The sequence below is a fragment of the Arthrobacter sp. TWP1-1 genome (genome assembly GCF_049897845.1).
Taxonomy (GTDB): domain Bacteria; phylum Actinomycetota; class Actinomycetes; order Actinomycetales; family Micrococcaceae; genus Specibacter.
The window spans coordinates 544,903-561,979 of sequence record NZ_JAFCXC010000002.1 but is presented as its reverse complement, the minus strand read 5'-3'; the positions used below and the strand labels follow the sequence as shown (position 1 = coordinate 561,979).

Annotated in this window: 13 protein-coding genes; 10 read left to right on the top strand and 3 right to left on the bottom strand. The window is 61.9% G+C overall.

Features of this window, described 5'->3' with window-relative positions:
- Window positions 1-2 precede the first annotated feature (2 nt).
- The 10 genes from carA (at window position 3) to ACP7B9_RS05825 (ending at window position 14,044) form a co-directional block, all read left to right on the top strand.
- Window positions 3-1,193: a glutamine-hydrolyzing carbamoyl-phosphate synthase small subunit gene (carA, locus tag ACP7B9_RS05870; protein ID WP_425861603.1), complete on the top strand. Its 1,191-nt coding sequence runs from the start codon at window positions 3-5 to the stop codon at window positions 1,191-1,193.
- Window positions 1,193-4,501, top strand: coding sequence for a carbamoyl-phosphate synthase large subunit (gene carB, locus ACP7B9_RS05865; RefSeq protein ID WP_425861601.1), 3,309 nt, complete (start codon window positions 1,193-1,195; stop codon window positions 4,499-4,501). The genes carA and carB overlap by 1 nt, the downstream gene beginning before the upstream one ends.
- Window positions 4,494-5,369 carry an orotidine-5'-phosphate decarboxylase gene (gene pyrF / locus ACP7B9_RS05860; protein ID WP_425861599.1) on the top strand — a complete coding sequence of 292 codons (876 nt, stop codon included), beginning with the start codon at window positions 4,494-4,496 and terminating at the stop codon, window positions 5,367-5,369. Before carB ends, pyrF begins: the two co-directional genes overlap by 8 nt.
- Before the next feature lie 54 nt (window positions 5,370-5,423).
- Window positions 5,424-5,816: an integration host factor, actinobacterial type gene (gene mihF, locus ACP7B9_RS05855; protein ID WP_425861597.1), complete on the top strand. Its 393-nt coding sequence runs from the start codon at window positions 5,424-5,426 to the stop codon at window positions 5,814-5,816.
- Window positions 5,813-6,427, top strand: a complete 615-nt coding sequence (gene gmk / locus ACP7B9_RS05850; RefSeq protein WP_425861595.1) for a guanylate kinase — start codon at window positions 5,813-5,815, stop codon at window positions 6,425-6,427. Before mihF ends, gmk begins: the two co-directional genes overlap by 4 nt.
- Before the next feature lie 66 nt (window positions 6,428-6,493).
- Window positions 6,494-6,751, top strand: a complete 258-nt coding sequence (gene rpoZ / locus ACP7B9_RS05845; RefSeq protein ID WP_044575390.1) for a DNA-directed RNA polymerase subunit omega — start codon at window positions 6,494-6,496, stop codon at window positions 6,749-6,751.
- Window positions 6,752-6,782: 31 nt separating this feature from the next.
- Window positions 6,783-8,156, top strand: coding sequence for a bifunctional phosphopantothenoylcysteine decarboxylase/phosphopantothenate synthase (locus ACP7B9_RS05840; protein WP_425861783.1), 1,374 nt, complete (start codon window positions 6,783-6,785; stop codon window positions 8,154-8,156).
- A gap of 87 nt (window positions 8,157-8,243) precedes the next feature.
- Window positions 8,244-9,446, top strand: coding sequence for a methionine adenosyltransferase (gene metK, locus ACP7B9_RS05835; RefSeq protein WP_425861593.1), 1,203 nt, complete (start codon window positions 8,244-8,246; stop codon window positions 9,444-9,446).
- A gap of 129 nt (window positions 9,447-9,575) precedes the next feature.
- Window positions 9,576-11,678 carry a primosomal protein N' gene (locus ACP7B9_RS05830; protein WP_425861591.1) on the top strand — a complete coding sequence of 701 codons (2,103 nt, stop codon included), beginning with the start codon at window positions 9,576-9,578 and terminating at the stop codon, window positions 11,676-11,678.
- A 134-nt stretch (window positions 11,679-11,812) separates the two neighbouring features.
- Window positions 11,813-14,044, top strand: a complete 2,232-nt coding sequence (locus ACP7B9_RS05825) for an HNH endonuclease (RefSeq protein WP_425861589.1) — start codon at window positions 11,813-11,815, stop codon at window positions 14,042-14,044.
- Window positions 14,045-14,101: 57 nt separating this feature from the next.
- Here the strand turns inward: ACP7B9_RS05825 and ACP7B9_RS05820 are convergent, their stop codons facing one another.
- The 3 genes from ACP7B9_RS05820 to ACP7B9_RS05810 are packed head-to-tail and all read right to left on the bottom strand — an operon-like array spanning window position 14,102 to window position 17,021.
- Window positions 14,102-15,193, bottom strand: coding sequence for a glycosyltransferase family 4 protein (locus ACP7B9_RS05820; RefSeq protein ID WP_425861781.1), 1,092 nt, complete (start codon window positions 15,191-15,193; stop codon window positions 14,102-14,104).
- 14 nt (window positions 15,194-15,207) lie between these two features.
- Window positions 15,208-16,185 carry an alpha/beta fold hydrolase gene (locus tag ACP7B9_RS05815; protein ID WP_425861587.1) on the bottom strand — a complete coding sequence of 326 codons (978 nt, stop codon included), beginning with the start codon at window positions 16,183-16,185 and terminating at the stop codon, window positions 15,208-15,210.
- 2 nt (window positions 16,186-16,187) lie between these two features.
- Window positions 16,188-17,021, bottom strand: a complete 834-nt coding sequence (locus tag ACP7B9_RS05810) for an aldo/keto reductase (protein WP_425861585.1) — start codon at window positions 17,019-17,021, stop codon at window positions 16,188-16,190.
- Between the last annotated feature and the right edge of the window lie 56 nt (window positions 17,022-17,077).

Genomic DNA, 17,077 nt, shown 5'->3' with positions numbered 1-17,077 from the left:
GAATGAGTGATGCAACTATGCCTGCACAGGCACTTTTGGTCTTGGAAGACGGCCGCACTTTCCGTGGCACCAGCTACGGAGCACAGGGCACGGCCCTGGGCGAGGCAGTCTTCACCACCGGCATGACCGGTTACCAGGAAACCCTCACGGACCCCTCCTACGCCCGCCAGCTGATCGTCCAGACGGCTCCTCACATCGGTAACACCGGCGTGAACAAGGCTGACAACGAGTCAACCCGGATTTGGGCCGCTGGCTACGTTGTCCGCGACGCAGCCCGCCGCCCCTCCAACTGGCGCAGCGAAGGAACGCTCGACGACGAGCTCACCAACCAGGGCATCGTCGGCATCCAGGGTGTAGACACCCGTGCCATCACCCGCCACCTGCGCGAACGTGGCGCCATGAAGGCCGGCATCTTCTCCGGCGCCGAGGCTGCCCGCCCCGAAGCAGAGCTGCTGGCCGAGGTTCTGGCTCAGCCGTCCATGGCTGGCCTGCGCCTGGCTGAAGAGGTCAGCGTGAAGGAAGCGTACGTCGTCGAGCCTTCCGCCCACGGTTGGGAGGGTGAGCCGCTGTTCACCATCGCCGCCCTAGACCTTGGCATCAAGGCCATGACGCCCACCCGCTTCGCCGAGCGCGGCGTGCGCGTGCACGTCCTGCCCGCGGCAACAACCTTCGAGGAAGCCTCTGCGCTGAACCCGGATGGCGTGTTCATCTCCAACGGCCCGGGTGACCCGGCCACGGCCGACCGCCAGGTTGGTTTTGTCCGCAGCTTCCTTGACGCCGGCGTTCCGTACTTCGGTATCTGCTTCGGCAACCAGATCCTGGGCCGCGCCCTAGGTTACGGCACCTACAAGCTGCGCTACGGCCACCGCGGCATCAACCAGCCGGTCATGGACCGCAGCACCGGCAAGGTTGAAATCACCAGCCAGAACCACGGCTTCGCCGTAGACGCACCGCTGGACGGGCCCACCCAGGCCCCTGAGGAGCGCTTCGGCCGCGTTGAGGTCAGCCACATCAGCCTCAACGACCAGGTTGTTGAAGGCCTCTCCTGCCTGGACATCCCGGCCTTCTCGGTGCAGTACCACCCCGAAGCCGCGGCCGGCCCGCACGACGCCGCCTACCTGTTTGACAGGTTCATCACCCTCATGACCGAATTCAAGACCAGCAACACCGCACAGAGCCAGGAAAACAAGTAATGCCAAAGAGGGAAGATCTCAAATCAGTTCTGGTCATTGGCTCCGGCCCGATCGTGATCGGCCAGGCCGCCGAGTTTGACTACTCCGGCACCCAGGCCCTGCGCGTCTTGAAGGAGGAGGGCCTGCGGGTCATCCTCGTCAACTCCAACCCGGCCACCATCATGACCGACCCCGAGTTCGCCGACGCCACCTACGTTGAGCCGATCACCCCCGAGGTTATCGAGAAGATCATCGCCAAGGAGCGCCCCGACGCCATCCTGCCCACCCTCGGTGGCCAGACCGCGTTGAACGCCGCCATCGCCCTGGACAAGAACGGCGTCCTGGCCAAGTACAACGTCGAGCTGATCGGCGCCAATATCGCGGCCATCGAGCTCGGCGAAGACCGCGAAAAGTTCAAGGGCGTCGTCGAGCGCTGCGGTGCCGAGTCGGCCCGCAGCCACATCATCCACACCATGGATGAGGCTTTCGCAGCCGCTGAAGACCTGGGCTACCCCATGGTCGTGCGCCCGTCCTTCACCATGGGCGGGCTGGGCTCCGGCCTGGCTTACACGCCGTCGGACCTCACCCGCATTGTGGGCCAGGGCCTGCAGTACAGCCCCACCACCGAGGTTTTGCTTGAAGAGAGCATCCTTGGCTGGAAGGAATACGAGCTGGAGATGATGCGCGACAAGAACGACAACGTTGTTGTTGTTTGCTCCATCGAAAACTTTGACCCGGTAGGCGTCCACACGGGCGACTCCATCACCGTGGCCCCGGCCATGACGCTGACGGACCGCGAATACCAGAACCTACGCGACATCTCCATCGCCGTCATCCGCGAGGTTGGCGTTGACACCGGTGGTTGCAACATCCAGTTCGCGATCGAGCCCGACACCGGCCGCGTCGTCGTCATTGAGATGAACCCGCGCGTGTCCCGTTCCTCGGCACTGGCCTCCAAGGCAACCGGCTTCGCCATTGCCAAGATCGCCACGAAGCTCTCCTTGGGTTACACGCTGGATGAAATCCCGAACGACATCACGCAGAAGACGCCGGCCTCCTTCGAGCCGTCCTTGGACTACGTGGTTGTCAAGGTTCCCCGCTTCGCCTTCGAGAAGTTCCCGGCAGCGGATCCCACGCTGACCACCACCATGAAGAGCGTCGGCGAGGCCATGGCCATCGGCCGTAACTTCACCGAGGCCCTGCAGAAGGCGCTGCGTTCCTTGGAGCAGAAGGGCGCCAGCCTTGACTTCTCCTCTGTCAACGCCCTTGACGTGCCCGATCTGATCGAGGCCGCCAAGCGCCCCACCACAGATCGCCTCGCCCAGGTCCAGCGCGCCCTGCTCGGCGGCGGAACCATTGAAGAGCTGTACGCAGCCACCGGAATCGACCCCTGGTACCTGGATCAGCTGGTGCTCCTCAATGAGGTTTCGGCAACCATCCGCAAGTCCACCGCCCTGACACCGGAGATGCTGAAGCTGGCCAAGCGCCACGGTTTCTCCGACGCTCAGATCGGTGCCCTGACGAACAACTCCGAGGCTGTGGTGCGCGGCGTCCGCCAGGCACTCAGCATCCGCCCCGTCTACAAGACCGTGGACACCTGTGCCGCCGAGTTCAACGCGTACACGCCGTACCACTACTCCTCTTACGACGAGGAGGACGAGATTGCGCTGCACGAAAAGCCCTCTGTCATCATCTTGGGCTCAGGCCCCAACCGCATCGGCCAGGGTATCGAGTTCGACTACTCCTGCGTCCACGCCTCCATGGCGCTGCGCAAGGCGGGTTACGAGACCGTCATGGTCAACTGCAACCCGGAAACCGTCTCCACCGACTACGACGTCTCCACGCGCCTCTACTTTGAGCCGCTGACCCTTGAGGACGTCCTCGAGGTCATCGCTGCCGAAGAGCGCACCGGTGGCGTCTTGGGCGTGTTTGTTCAGCTCGGCGGCCAGACCCCGCTGAAGCTGGCACAGGAACTGGCCGACGCCGGTGTGCCCATCTTGGGTACGTCCCCGGAAGCCATCGACCTGGCCGAGCACCGCGGTATGTTCTCGCGTGTGCTTGACGACGCCGGCCTGATCGCGCCGAAGAATGGCACGGCAGTGTCCTTCAACGATGCCAAGAAGATTGCCGATGAGATTGGCTACCCCGTTCTGGTTCGTCCGTCCTACGTCTTGGGCGGCCGCGGCATGGAGATCGTCTACGACGAGGCCAACCTCTCGCGCTACATCAAGAACGCCACCGAGATCACCGAGGCTCACCCGGTCTTGATCGACAGGTTCCTAGAAGACGCCATCGAGATTGACGTTGACGCACTCTTCGACGGCACCGACATGTACCTCGGTGGCATCATGGAGCACATCGAGGAGGCTGGTATTCACTCCGGTGACTCCGCCTGTGTGCTGCCTCCCATCACCTTGGGCAAAGATGTGCAGGAGCGGGTCCGCAAGGCCACCCGCGCCATCGCCGAGGGCGTTGGCGTCCGCGGTTTGATCAACATCCAGTTCGCCCTGGCCGCCGACATCCTGTACGTGCTCGAGGCCAACCCACGTGCCTCACGCACCGTCCCGTTCGTCTCCAAGGCAACGGGCGTGCAGATGGCCAAGGCCGCCGCGCTGATCGGTGTTGGCGTGTCCATCGCCCACCTGCGCAGCGTTCACCACATCCTCCCTGAAGTGGGCGACGGCGGAACTCTCCCGGACAGCGCTCCGGTTGCCGTCAAGGAAGCCGTTATGCCGTTCGCACGCTTCCGCACGGTAGAGGGCCACGTTGTTGACTCCCTGCTGGGCCCGGAAATGCGTTCCACGGGTGAGGTCATGGGCATCGACAAGCACTTTGACACGGCCTTCGCCAAGAGCCAGGCTGGCGCGAACAACGCCCTGCCGATCGAAGGCAAGATCTTTGTCTCCGTCGCCAACCGCGACAAGCGCTCCATCATCATGGCCGTCAAGCGCCTCTCCGATCTCGGCTACGAGATTGTCTCCACGGGCGGCACGGCAGATGTCTTGCGCCGCAACGGCATCGCGTCCACCATTGTTCGCAAGATCGGTGAAGGCACCTCCGAATCCGGCGAGGGCACCATTGTTGACCTGATCAACAATGGCGAGATCGACATGATCTTCAACACGCCCACCGGCGGCGAGGCACGCGGCGACGGCTACGAAATCCGTGCAGCAGCCGTCTCCATCGGCAAGCCCTGCATCACCACGGTTGCCGAGTTCAACGTGGCTGTCCAGGCCATGGAGGCACTGCGCACCTACGAGTGGGACGTCACGAGCCTGCAGGAACACGCAAAGGTTCTCGCGGCAGGTCAGGCAGCGCAGAATGCCTAGCCAGAACGCTGGTCGAGCAGGGGGAAACCACGACGGCGGACGCGCACCTTTCGGTGCGCGGCTCGCCGCGGCGATGCTCGCCAGGGGTCCGTTGTGTGTTGGTATCGATCCCCATCCGGCGCTGTTGGCAGCCTGGGGCCTGGATGATTCCATCCAGGGTCTGCGCACCTTTTCGCAGACAGTGCTCGAAGCCGTTGAGCCGTTGGCTGCAGCTATTAAGCCGCAGGTGGCGCTCTATGAGCGTCACGGTTCGGCCGGTTTGGCTGTGCTCGAGGAACTCCTCGCCGCAGCCGCACAGACTGAGGTCTTGACCATTGCCGACGCCAAGCGCGGAGACATAGGCTCCACCATGGCCGGCTATGCCGATGCGTGGCTGCGTGACGGATCTGCGCTGGCCGCCGATTCCGTGACCCTGAGCCCGTACCTTGGCTTCGAGTCGCTGCGACCGGCCCTGGATCTGGCATCAGCCACTGGCAGGGGAGTGTTCGTTTTGGCACTGACCTCCAACCCTGAGGGTGCCTCGGTGCAGCATGTCGGAGGCTCGGAATCCGTGGCCAAGCGCATCGTGCAGGCGGCGGCAGCCGAAAATCAGCGGTATGCCGCTGACGCCCTTGGCTCCGTCGGTCTTGTTGTTGGGGCCACGGTTGGCACCGCCTTGACCGATCTGGAGATCGATCTTGCAGCCGTCCACGGACCCCTGCTGGCACCGGGTCTTGGCGCCCAAGGAGCCACCGGTGCCGATATGCGGGCAACCTTTGGTGCGGCCTACCCGGCCGTATTGGCAACCTCGAGTCGCGGCATTCTTGCTGCGGGTCCCAGTGTTGATGCGTTGCGTGCGGCAACTCGGGAGACTCTGCAGGGACTGTAACTGACGCTGCATAGCACTCGGGCTGGAATTTGGCTACATTGATTTGCTTCCCCGGTGCGGATAAGTTCGAAGAAATACTGTGTTCGAGCCCCGTACCGGGGACAGTCATTGCCAGGGGGCTTCTTTGTGAATTTGCCACAACTGTCCCATCAGGAACGAGCGGACGCACGGATCAAGGCTCTTGCGGCAAGGGCTATTCGATCCCAGGCAAAGCAAGAATTGAAAACAGGGCAGACCAGTGTGGCCGCCGTGCTTGGCGCGGCTCCACGCGAACCTGCCCTGGACAGACTTAAAGTATGTGAACTATTGGAAGCCCTTCCGGGCATTGGAAAGGTACGTGCAACTGTGATCATGAGCGAGCTGGGGATAGCCCCAACCCGCAGGGTGCGTGGCTTGGGCGTGCACCAACGCCGGGCCTTGGTTGACTACCTGGGAGAACAGCCATGACCGCCGTTGAGGTACCTACGGAGTGCACCAAGCGCATCAAGCCATTGAGCGGCGTTACAGTGCTGGCGGGCCCCACGGCCGTTGGCAAGGGCACCGTCTCAACCTTCATCCGGGATAACTACCCCGATGTGTGGCTGTCGGTTTCGGCCACCACGCGTCCGGCCCGTCCGGGCGAGCATGAAGGTGTCCACTACTTCTTCAAGGACCCTGACGATTTTGACGCCCTCGTGGCCGACGGCGAACTCCTTGAGTGGGCTGTAGTACATGGCGTCAACCGCTACGGGACCCTGCGCAGCACCGTCAACGCGGCAGTTGAACAAGGCAAGTCCGTCCTGCTTGAGATTGATCTCCAGGGTGCGCGCCAAGTTAAAGAAGCCATGCCGGAAGCAGATTTTGTCTTCCTGGCACCGCCCAGCTGGGAAGAATTAGTCCGCCGTTTGGTGGGACGCGGCACAGAAACTGCCGAAGAACAGCAGCGGCGGCTGGAAACAGCTAAACTGGAACTTGCTGCCGCGCCGGAATTTGATTACATCATCGTCAATGACGATGTCAGCCGTGCTGCAGCCGCGCTGGTTGACCTGATGGGGCTCACGCCCCACCACCTAGTTTAGTCGGACAGTTTTCTTTCAGAACTGCCCGATTCGCAAGACACCCTTTCGATTTTTTTGGAGAAGTAATTGACTACACAACCCGAAGGCATCATCAATCCCTCGATCGATTCGCTGCTTGAAGCTGCAGACTCGAAGTACGGACTGGTCATCTTTGGTGCCAAGCGCGCACGCCAGATCAACGCTTACTACGCACAGCTCCACGAGGGCCTGTTTGAGTACGTTGGCCCGTTGGTCGACACCAAGCTGAACGAGAAGTCACTCTCGATCGCTTTCCGTGAAATCGACGAGGGCCTGTTGGTTTCCACGCCTGTCGAGACTGCGTAACTGCAGTTTGACCACACCCACGGTGTCTAAGTTGAACATTGTCCTGGGGGTAGGCGGCGGAATCGCCGCCTACAAGTCCGCGTTGTTGCTGCGCCTCTTCACAGAGGCCGGCCACACTGTCACCGTCATACCCACTGACGCGTCCACGAAGTTTGTGGGCGTTGCCACGTGGGAGGCGCTGAGCGGGCATCCCGTCACGAACGATGTTTTTGACTCCGTGGATCAGGTCAACCATGTCCGGATTGGGCATGAGGCCGACCTGATCGTGGTGGCCCCGGCGACCGCTGACCTGTTGGCCAAGGCCGCTGGGGGCCACGCCAACGATCTTTTGACCACAACGCTGTTGATGGCTCGCGGACCGGTGCTCTTTGCCCCGGCCATGCACACCGAAATGTGGCAGCACGCCTCGACAGTGGCCAATGTGGCTACCCTGCGCTCCCGTGGCGTCCATGTCCTGGACCCCGCGGTTGGCCGGCTGACGGGTCCGGACACAGGTCCTGGCCGGTTGCCTGAACCGGAAGCGATCTTCGCAGCCGCCATGGCACTTGTTGCAGGTGACACCCTGGCGGAGCACGACGCCGCGTCCCCGGCGCCCCTGCCAACGGAACCCGCCGCGGTTGCTCTAGAAGCGGTTGTTCCCGAAGCGGTTGCCCCTGTTGCTCCCACCGAGCCGGTCGCCGCGGAGCCTGCTACTTCACTGGCAACCACCGATCTGCTGGCAGGCGTCCGCGTGCTCATCACGGCCGGTGGCACCCGGGAACCCCTGGACCCCGTCCGGTACCTTGGCAACAAATCCTCTGGCAAGCAGGGTGTGGCCTTGGCCGAGGCCGCCTTGGCTGCTGGCGCTATTGTCACCTTGATCCACGCACCCATGGAGGTGCCGGCGCCTGCCGGTGCCACGATCCAACGGATCGAGACGGCGTTGGAGCTGCGCTCGGCCACGCTCGCCGCAGCCGCAACGGCCGACGTCGTGATTATGGCCGCGGCCGTTGCCGATTTCCGGCCTGCCAACATCTCCACCGGCAAGATCAAAAAGCGCGACAACGCCGACGATCCCGTCATTACCCTTGTTCGCAATCCGGATATTTTGGTTGAGGTCGTTGCCCATCGGGCGGCCCAGAATCAGAAGCAACTGATTGTGGGCTTTGCGGCCGAGACCGGCGATGACGAAGGTGACGCCCAGACGTATGCACAGCAAAAACTTGTCCGGAAGGGTTGCGATCTATTGGTCGTCAACGAGGTTGGTCCGGGGGAGTCTGGCGGTGAGCGGGTCTTTGGCCAAGACACGAACCAGGTCGAGATTTTGGCTTTGGACGGTGCCAGCCCCGTGCAGTCAGGCGGCAGCAAGCGAGAGGTGGCGGACGACGTCGTACATCTCATTGCACAGCGCCTGGCCGCTGGTTGAAACTAAGGCCGCCCACCACTGCAAACTGTGTGACATTTCAAGTCCGACGCCCCCGTGGCCCGGCACGATCCCAAGTAAAGTAGAACAGTGACTTCAGCAAACCCCCTGCGCCTATTCACCTCTGAATCCGTGACGGCAGGACACCCCGATAAGATTTGTGACCAGATCAGCGATGCCATCCTCGATGCGCTGTTGGCCGAGGACCCGGATTCCCGCGTCGCCGTGGAGACCATGGCCACCACCGGCCTGGTCCACGTTGCCGGCGAGGTGACAACCAATGCCTACGTTGAGATCCCGCAGATCGTGCGCAACACCATCCTCGACATTGGCTACGATTCCTCCGCCAACGGCTTCGACGGCGCCCGGTGTGGCGTGTCGGTCTCGATCGGGCAGCAGTCACAGGACATTTCCGACGGCGTGTTCAACGCTTTCGAGGTCCGCGAAGGCACCGCTGTCGATAAGTATGACAGCCAGGGAGCAGGGGACCAGGGCTTGATGTTTGGCTATGCCAGCAACGAGACCGCCTCCTACATGCCCACCCCCATTTACCTAGCGCACCGGCTGTCCGAGCGCCTCACCGATGTGCGCAAGTCCGGCCTGCTGGAATACCTGCGCCCGGACGGCAAGACCCAGGTGACCATCGGGTACGACGGCGAAAAGCCCGTCTCCGTTGACACCGTCGTCATCTCAAGCCAGCACGCCGAAGGCACCATGCTGGACAAGCTGCGCGCCGACCTGCAGGAATTCGTCATTGCCCCCGTCATGGATGCCTCCGGGCTGGATGTTTCGGCGATCAAGACGTACCTGAACCCGGCCGGCCCGTTTGTTGTTGGTGGCCCCGTGGGAGATGCCGGCCTGACCGGTCGCAAGATCATCGTTGACACCTACGGTGGCATGGCCCGCCACGGTGGCGGAGCATTCTCCGGCAAGGATCCGTCAAAGGTTGACCGTTCGGCCGCCTACGCCATGCGTTGGGTTGCTAAGAACGTTGTTGCCGCCGGTCTTGCTGCGCGTGCCGAGATTCAGGTTGGCTACGCCATTGGTGTTGCCCGTCCCGTCGGCGTGTACGTTGAAACCTTTGGCACCGAAACGGTTGATCCGCGTCGCATCGAGGATGCCATTGCGGCGATTTTCGATCTGCGCCCGGCGGCCATCATCGACAGCCTTGACCTCAAGCGTCCCATCTATGCCAAGACGGCCGCCCACGGTCACTTTGGCCGCGACGACGCCGATTTCACGTGGGAAAACCTCGATCGTGTTGACGCTTTGAAGGCATACTTCAACGCTTAACTGCTCGCTAGTTATCCCGTTAGTTATCCACAGCTAAGCATGGCCCGCCGGCGACTTTGTCAGTGTGCTGTGCTTAGCTGGCTTAAGGGATCATTCCCCGATTGACCACAACGAATCTAGGAGGACACCGTGGATGATGAGCTCAGCCACGGTGTGCAGTTAAGCCTCCTGAGCGGCTTTGTGACCAAGGAGCGTGTGCCCGATCCTCATAGTGGCGTGGTGCTTGCGCCGCATTTGCCCGTGGCACAGGTGGTTATTGAGTCACCGCTGCCGCACCTGGACCGAATCTTTGACTACTCCGTACCGCTAGAGCTCGACGCCGAGGCCCAGCCGGGCGTGCGGGTGCGGGTGAAGTTCTCGGGCCAAGACCTCAACGGCTTCCTCGTGGGCAGGGTGGCCGAGTCGGAGAGCTCGCGGTTGGTTCCGCTGGCACGAGTGTATTCGGCCGTGCCAGTGCTGGCCCCGCAGGTCCTGGAGCTGGCACGAAAGGTTGCGGCCCGGTATGCGGGAACCGTGGCGGACGTCCTTCGCGTTGCCGTCCCGCCCAGGGTTGCCAGCCTGGAAAAGGTGTTCCTGAAGAAGGACGCCGAGCGCGCTGCTGAAACCGCTCCGGCCGCGGAAGAGCCGGCGAAGCCCGGCCATTCACTCTTTGGCGAGTACCCGCACGCGGAGGACTTCCTGACCCAGCTGGCCATGGGCGCCAGCCCCAAGGGTGTTTTTGGGGCCCTCCACGGATGGGGGCCGCAGTCGTGGCACCATCAGTTGGCCCAGGTTGTGGCCTACTGTCAGCTGTCCGGACGCGGCGCCATCGTGGTTGTTCCGGACTTGCGTGACCTTGAGCTTCTTGAGCAAGCATTTTCCACCGTGCTTCCGGCCGACAGTTTCGTCAAGCTGACGGCCGACGACGGTCCCAGCCTCCGCTACGCCAATTTCCTCCGTGTCCTCTCCGGGGATGTTCGGATCGTCATCGGGACACGTTCTGCCGCCTATGCCCCCGTGGCCGATCTTGGCCTAGTTTGTTGCTGGGACGATGGCGACGAGCTTCACGTCGAGCGCCGAGCCCCGTACCAGCACAGCCGCGACGTCTTGTTGCTCCGCTCGGAGGTGGAGGGGGCTGCGGTTCTCATGGCTGGCCACAGCCGCAGTAGCGAATCCCAGCGTCTGGTTGCCACAGGTTGGGCTCAGGAACTTGTTGCGGGGCGTCCAGAGGTTCGAAAGGCTACGGCGAGGGTAATTAGCACCTCCGATTCCTTTGAGCAGGAACGCGATCCCGCCGCGGCGATGGCCAGGCTGCCGCACCGGGCCTGGGAAACAGCAAAAGCAGCGCTGAAATTTGGCCCGGTACTGGTCCAGGTGGCCCGCACCGGGTATGCGCCCGCACTGGCCTGCCAGCGTTGCCGCGAGGTGGCCCGATGCCGGCACTGCACAGGGCCCTTGATGCAGACGCGTGCGCCCGGTTCTGCCTCGTCCATGGTTATCTGCAAATGGTGCGGGCAGGCGGAGACAGCCTTTAGCTGCAGCACGTGCGGAAACCATGAGCTGCGCGCCATCTCCGTCGGTGCACTGCGAACCGCCGAGGAACTCGGGCGGGCCTTCCCCTCTGTTCCGGTGATTTCTTCTTCGGGTGACCACATCAAGACCACGGTGCCTGACCGGCCCGCTATTGTTGTGGCCACCATTGGGGCTGAACCTGTCGCGAGCCACGGCTATTCGGCTGCCTTGCTGCTCGACGGTGATTCCATGCTGCGACGTGAATCGTTGCGGGCGGGCGAGGAGACGTTGCGGCGGTGGATGAATGCTGCGGCGCTCGTCCGGTCTGCCAAGGACGGTGGCGTCGTTGTGGTGACGGCCGAGGAATCTGTAGAGGTGGCATCGCTCGTGCGCTGGGACCCAGCTGGTCACGCGGAACGAGAGTTCGCGCTGCGGCACGAACTGGGATTGCCACCTGCCATGCGGCTCGCCTCGCTAACGGGCGCCGAGGCTGATGTCGCGGCATTTCAAACTGCACTAAAACTGCCGGAGGAGGTGCGCAGCATTGGCCCGGCGCCGGTACTGTTCGGACGGACTGGGGCACCAGGTGAGGATGCCCCTGACTATAGAACCATCCTCTTGTTCCCGTACTCCATGGCCGCTTCCGTAACGGCCGATATGCGGGCTCTGAAGGCGTCTAACGCCGCGCGCAGAGTGGGCTCGCCCGTACAAGTCAGGTGCGACGGGCTAGACGTCCTCTAGCGCCGCCCCGTCGGTCGAGCTTGTCGCCGTTGGTCGAGCCTGTCGAAACCCCTTGGCCTGCCCTTGTACTAGTTCTTAGAATATTTATTCTATTATCTATTGCGGTGTGGTTACGGTGCCGGTAGTGTTGTTGTATGAGTAGTCGGGAGTGTTTCCCCGGGGACCGGGGTAATGAAGCCACACAGGATGTGGCTGCACTGCTTGCTGGGATTACTCTTCCTTCCATTGAACCCTTTGGCTCTGACAATCCTGCTTTGGTGGGGTTGGAGGGGCATTTTCCTTTTCCGGTGCCGGTTCCTGAGCCGTTGACCCGGCTGGTCGTGGCCCGGGGTGTGTATGACGCCGGGATCGCTGCGTTATCGGTGGTGAAGGGTTTGGAGGATGCTCTTGCTGCGTGTAAGGCGGCGTTGATGGATCGCATCCTGGGTGCAGCCTCGGTGGAGGCTATGGCGATGGAGTTGGATCCTTGGCAGTCAGGGATCGCGGAGTCCAGTGCGGTGACGAATATGGCGTTGGTTTTACGGATCCCTGAGGTCACGGCCGCGGCGTTGGCTCATCACAGTGTTGATCTTTTACGACACCACCCGGACACCTATGCGGCGTTGGGGTTGGGTGTGTTGTCGTGGCGGCATGCGTGCATCGTGCTGAACGAAATCACGACGCTGCAGGAGACTGCGGGGGTTGCTGGGGAGGATGTGGCCGGGTTCGAGGCGAGGTTGTTGGTGTTAGCGGTCGGTTCCACGGCGGCCGGGTTCGCCTCTAAAGCACGCCGGGCTAGGGAGTCTTTGTTTCCGGGATCGATCAGTGTCCGGGTGAAGAAAGCGTTCGCTCAGCGCAGGTTGAGTTGTGAGTCGGGTCGGGATGGGATGTCGTGGATGACGTTTTATCTCCCGACGGTCGCGGCGGAACCGATTATGACCCGGTGTACCAGGATCGCTAGGGCGATCAAGGACGACGCCCGCCGCGAACACCGCGCCGCCAACCATGCCCACCGGGGTGGAGAGGGTGCCGGTGAGGATTTGCTCGAGCACCGGACCCTGGCTCAGCTGCGTGTTGATGTCGCGGCGCAGTTACTGATGGGCCAGGACCTCCCGACTAATAGCTACACCAACCCCACCACCACCCCCGGCCCCAGCTCTTTCACCGCGGGTACTTCTAGGCCATCGAGCGGTGCCGGTGGTGGGAGTTTCTTCCGCAGCGGTAGCCCCAACGGCGCCGGTCAGGATCCCAGTGGTCAAGACTCCTTTGGGCAGAGCCCTAGAGATCAGGGTTTTGGTGGGGTGAGGTTGATTGATGAAGAGCCTGTGTGGGCGCACAGGGACCCAGAGCAACCTACCGGGCGGATTCCGACCCCAGGTGACGGTACCGAGGTGAACACTAACCCTGCCAGTGAGTGTGGTGCCGCGAATCTGGCCAACCCTGCTGCTGATCCACTCGAACCACCGGCCGAACCGCTCGTACAGCCTGATGAGCCGGAGCCACCCGAGGTTCTGTGCGGTCAACTCCTGGACGGGTTGCCCGAGGAACCATCCACCGAGGAACCACCCACGGGTGAGCTGCCTGCCGATGAAGATGTCGATGAGGAGGGGGTGGTGTTGTTGGTGGGTGAGGTGGTGGGGGATGGGTCTGGGTATGTGGACGGGGTTGTTGATGGGGTGGTGGAGGATCCGGGGCAGGAGTATCTGAATCAGCTCAAGGAGTTGCGGGGTGGTGGTGTGGTGGAGGGTCCGCCGTTGCCGCAAGCGATCGTGTTGGTCACGGTTCCGTTGATGGGGTTGTTGAACCTTACCGATGAGCCGGGAGAACTTGTGGGTCCTGGAGGCGGGCCGATCCCTGCCGATATTGCTAGGGAGCTGTTGGCTGGTTCCTCGACGTTCCTGCGGGTCTTCACGGATCCGGTGACGGGTGAGATGTTGCCGTTGAATCCGGAGCGGTACACGCTTCGAGAAGCGGAGCGGGAGGTGTTGCGGGCTATGGCGGGGAGTTGTTATTTCCCGAATTGTTCGAATCCGATCCTGGATACTGAATTTGATCACCTCGTGCCCTTTGAACGGGGTGGGAAGACGACCCGGGAGAACGCGCGTCCGGCGTGTAGGAAGCATCATGGGCTCAAGCACTTCAAGGATGACAAGGATAAACACGGTGTGTATCGCCGGTTCAAGGAACCACACCGTGAAGGGATTCGGATTCGTAGTTGGACACCGACATTGACTCAGGATGGGCGGGTCGGTTGGATCACCCCGACCGGAGCGTATGAACCACCACAAGAAGACCAAACCCGGCCCACGAGATACCCCAGATGGCTAAAGAAACGCATCACCTGGCAACGCATCACCAAGCTCCGCAAAGACCAAGAACGTGAATAGAGTTAGCCCGCTTCAATTGCATGACGCTCCGTCAGTGTCTTGCCACGGCGAGACAGCCTAGTCTCGAAGCTCCCGCGCCATGGCCAACAGTTCCCGTGCGGAGGCATCCCAGGCGAAGGTCGCTGCTTGGGCAACGGATGCGGTGGAGCTGGCAGCCCATTTAGCCCTGTCGGCCAACCCGCGCACGGCAGCAGCGAATTCGGTGGGTGAATCGGCAGGAACATAATGAGCGGCTGTTCCGCCAACCTCCCGGAAAATATCGGTATCGGCAACCACCACGGGGGTGCCTAAGGCCATTGCCTCCACCAGCGGCAGACCGTAACCCTCGGCCTTGCTCAGCGTGACCAGGGCCGTTGTTCGCAAGAGCAGCTCGTCGTACTCAGCGTCTGTGACACCGTTATGGAATACCACTGTGGCTCCCGACGGGACAAGAGCTTCCAGTTCGGCGCGGCGTTCCGGGGTGATCCGGCTGAGCAGATTAAGGGTGAAATCAGGCAGCCCGGCCATGCCGCGGATCAACGTTTCGACATTCTTATAGGGCATGAACGAACCCATATATGTCAGTGACTTCTCCGGCTCACCAGCAGGATCGCGAGGCATCCGGTCACCTTGGGGCGCGTTTCCAATAATCTTGATAGGCCGCTTGGTCAACGTGTGCTTGCGCATGAGACCCAGCGTTGTTTGGCTGATGGTTGCCACCGCATCGGCGCGGTTTAGAAGCAAGCGCTGGGGCCAGAATGCCTTGTGATACAGACGCCAGAGAACTCGAACAGGGGCAGGTAGGAATCCGGGCGGTGCCGGGTGCTCGTAATAAATGAGGTCGTGCAGGGTGAGCACCAACGGGTATTTTCGGCCCCAACTGCCCATGGTTTGCATGGGGCAAAACACGAGGTCGGCGCCGAGCTTGTTTACCTCTCGGGCAACGAACAATTCCATGGGAGACAGGGGCGAATTGATTTTCACCCACGGAAGATCCGGCAACAGGGCCAATTGACGCTCATCGTGAATCAACATGGTGACATCGGCATAGGGGGCGACGGCGGCAATGAGGCTTGCGCCGTAGCGACTGATGCCGTCGTGGTGGTCTATGCGAGTAAAACGGGCGTCCATGACAATCTTGGGCTTACCAACTGAAGGTGCCTGACTCATGGAATCTGAAGTGCTCAAAGTGCGGGGTGCCTTTCGAGGAAAGCGGTGATGGCGGCTGCGGCAGGCTCCGGGGTTTCGTAGTGGATCAGGTGGCCCACATTGTCGATTACCACGAGTTCCGCGTCAGGCAGCAGCTCCAGCAGCCTGTGTTGGTTGGGCAGCGTGGCGATTTCATCCTCGGCACCGGCGATGAGGAGCGTCGGCAGGGTAAGGCGGCCGGCAACTTCACGCACCGTGCCGCCGACAGAAGCCTGGAAAGATTCCAACAGCATGTCCCGATTGGCGAATCCGCTGAAATAGGCATGGTGCTGGCCATGGATGAATTCCAGCAGATCCTTGTCACGAGTCTTGGCCATCGTCACGCTCATGACGCGGACAATGAGTTTACTGCGCAGCAGCGCATTGCCCAGCGAAGCAGGCAGTTTCGCCGAAGCCCAGTAGTAAAACACTGCCAGCTTCGTCATGATCCCCTTGGGGCCCTCCAACGCGGGCGACGCGATGGGATTCACCAGGATCAGCGGAAAAACCCGGCCAGGGTTGGTGGCGACGAAGTGGCTTGTGATGATCGAGCCGAAGGAGTGGCCCAGCAGCACCGTCTCGGGCCCGAGTCCAAGGGCATCAAGGAATGATCCAAGGAAGGCAACGTAGCCGGGAACGTCATGGTGACCAGCTGAAAATGCAGGCGATGCACCAAATCCCGGCAGGTCAGCCATGATGATGCGGTAGTCAGGCAGCAGCTCGACAACACGTTCAAGGCCGTGGTGATCCCCACGGAAGCCATGCACCATGACAAGTGTTCTGGTGGGCCGGTCCGGTCCATCAGCCAGAGCCGCGTACTCCCAGTAATGCACCGGGGTGCCGGCCACGGTCAGAATGTGATCGCTTTCCCGGTTCGCCAGCTTGACCGCCAACGGTGAGTCGGGCGCCGTCGGCCGCTGCCCCGAAGGTGAGACTGCAGTTGGCTTGCGGGAAGCAAGAAATTTCAGGACCATGTCTAGTTGACCTTGTTGGGATCGGAACCGGAACGCAGGCCCCTGTCCAAGGCATCTATCCGGGCCATCTCGGTATCGGTAAGCGCAAAGCCAAACACGGCCAAGTTCTCGGCAATACGCGCCTCGGAGCTCGCCTTCGGGATGACCAAGTGACCCGACTGCACGTGCCAACGAAGCGTTATCTGGGCCACGGAGCGATTATGTAGTGCGGCAAGTTCAAGCAAAACTGGATCCGTCAGGATGCCGCCGCGGGCCAGCGGGCTCCATGCCTGCGTGGCAATTCCCAACTCCGCATGCAGCGCGCGTAACTCGGTCTGTGCCAGCCAGGGGTGGAGCTCAATTTGATTGACGGCAGGCACAACGTCACAGGCATCCAGGAGCTGGCGCAAATGTGACTCCTCAAAATTGCTGACCCCAATGGCCCGGACCCGCCCGGTGTGGTACAGGCTTTCGAGGGCCTTGTAAGTGGGGATGAAAAGGTCCTGCTCGGGGCACGGCCAATGGATGAGGTACATGTCGAGGTAGTCGAGCCCCAACTTGTCCATGCTCGTGTCAAAGGCAGCTAGCGTGGCGTCGTAGCCCTGATCCGTGTTCCACACCTTTGAGGTGACAAAGATATCCTCACGCGAGGTTCCAGCTGCGACCGCACGGGAAACCGCAGCGCCGACGCCTTCCTCGTTGCCATATAACGCGGCCGTATCCACGGTGCGGTAGCCGGTGTCCAGGGCGGTGGAGACCAAATCGGCGCAGTCCTCGGCCGGAACCTTGTAGACACCGAAGCCCAGCACGTCAATGCTGGCGCCGTTGTTCAAAATGTGTTTGGGGGAGCGTTGCATACTCACGACTTTACCCATCCCAATCGCCTTCGGAACATTGCCGCGCGGCTCCGATG

Excerpts from the sequence above, each read along its gene's own strand:
- carA (WP_425861603.1), top strand. The coding sequence starts at position 3 with ATGAGTGATGCAACTATGCCTGCACAGGCACTTTTGGTCTTGGAAGAC.
- carB (WP_425861601.1), top strand. The coding sequence starts at position 1,193 with ATGCCAAAGAGGGAAGATCTCAAATCAGTTCTGGTCATTGGCTCCGGC.
- pyrF (WP_425861599.1), top strand. The coding sequence starts at position 4,494 with ATGCCTAGCCAGAACGCTGGTCGAGCAGGGGGAAACCACGACGGCGGA.
- gmk (WP_425861595.1), top strand. The coding sequence starts at position 5,813 with ATGACCGCCGTTGAGGTACCTACGGAGTGCACCAAGCGCATCAAGCCA.
- ACP7B9_RS05825 (WP_425861589.1), top strand. The coding sequence starts at position 11,813 with ATGAGTAGTCGGGAGTGTTTCCCCGGGGACCGGGGTAATGAAGCCACA.
- ACP7B9_RS05820 (WP_425861781.1), bottom strand. The coding sequence starts at position 15,193 with ATGAGTCAGGCACCTTCAGTTGGTAAGCCCAAGATTGTCATGGACGCC.
- ACP7B9_RS05815 (WP_425861587.1), bottom strand. The coding sequence starts at position 16,185 with ATGGTCCTGAAATTTCTTGCTTCCCGCAAGCCAACTGCAGTCTCACCT.
- ACP7B9_RS05810 (WP_425861585.1), bottom strand. The coding sequence starts at position 17,021 with ATGCAACGCTCCCCCAAACACATTTTGAACAACGGCGCCAGCATTGAC.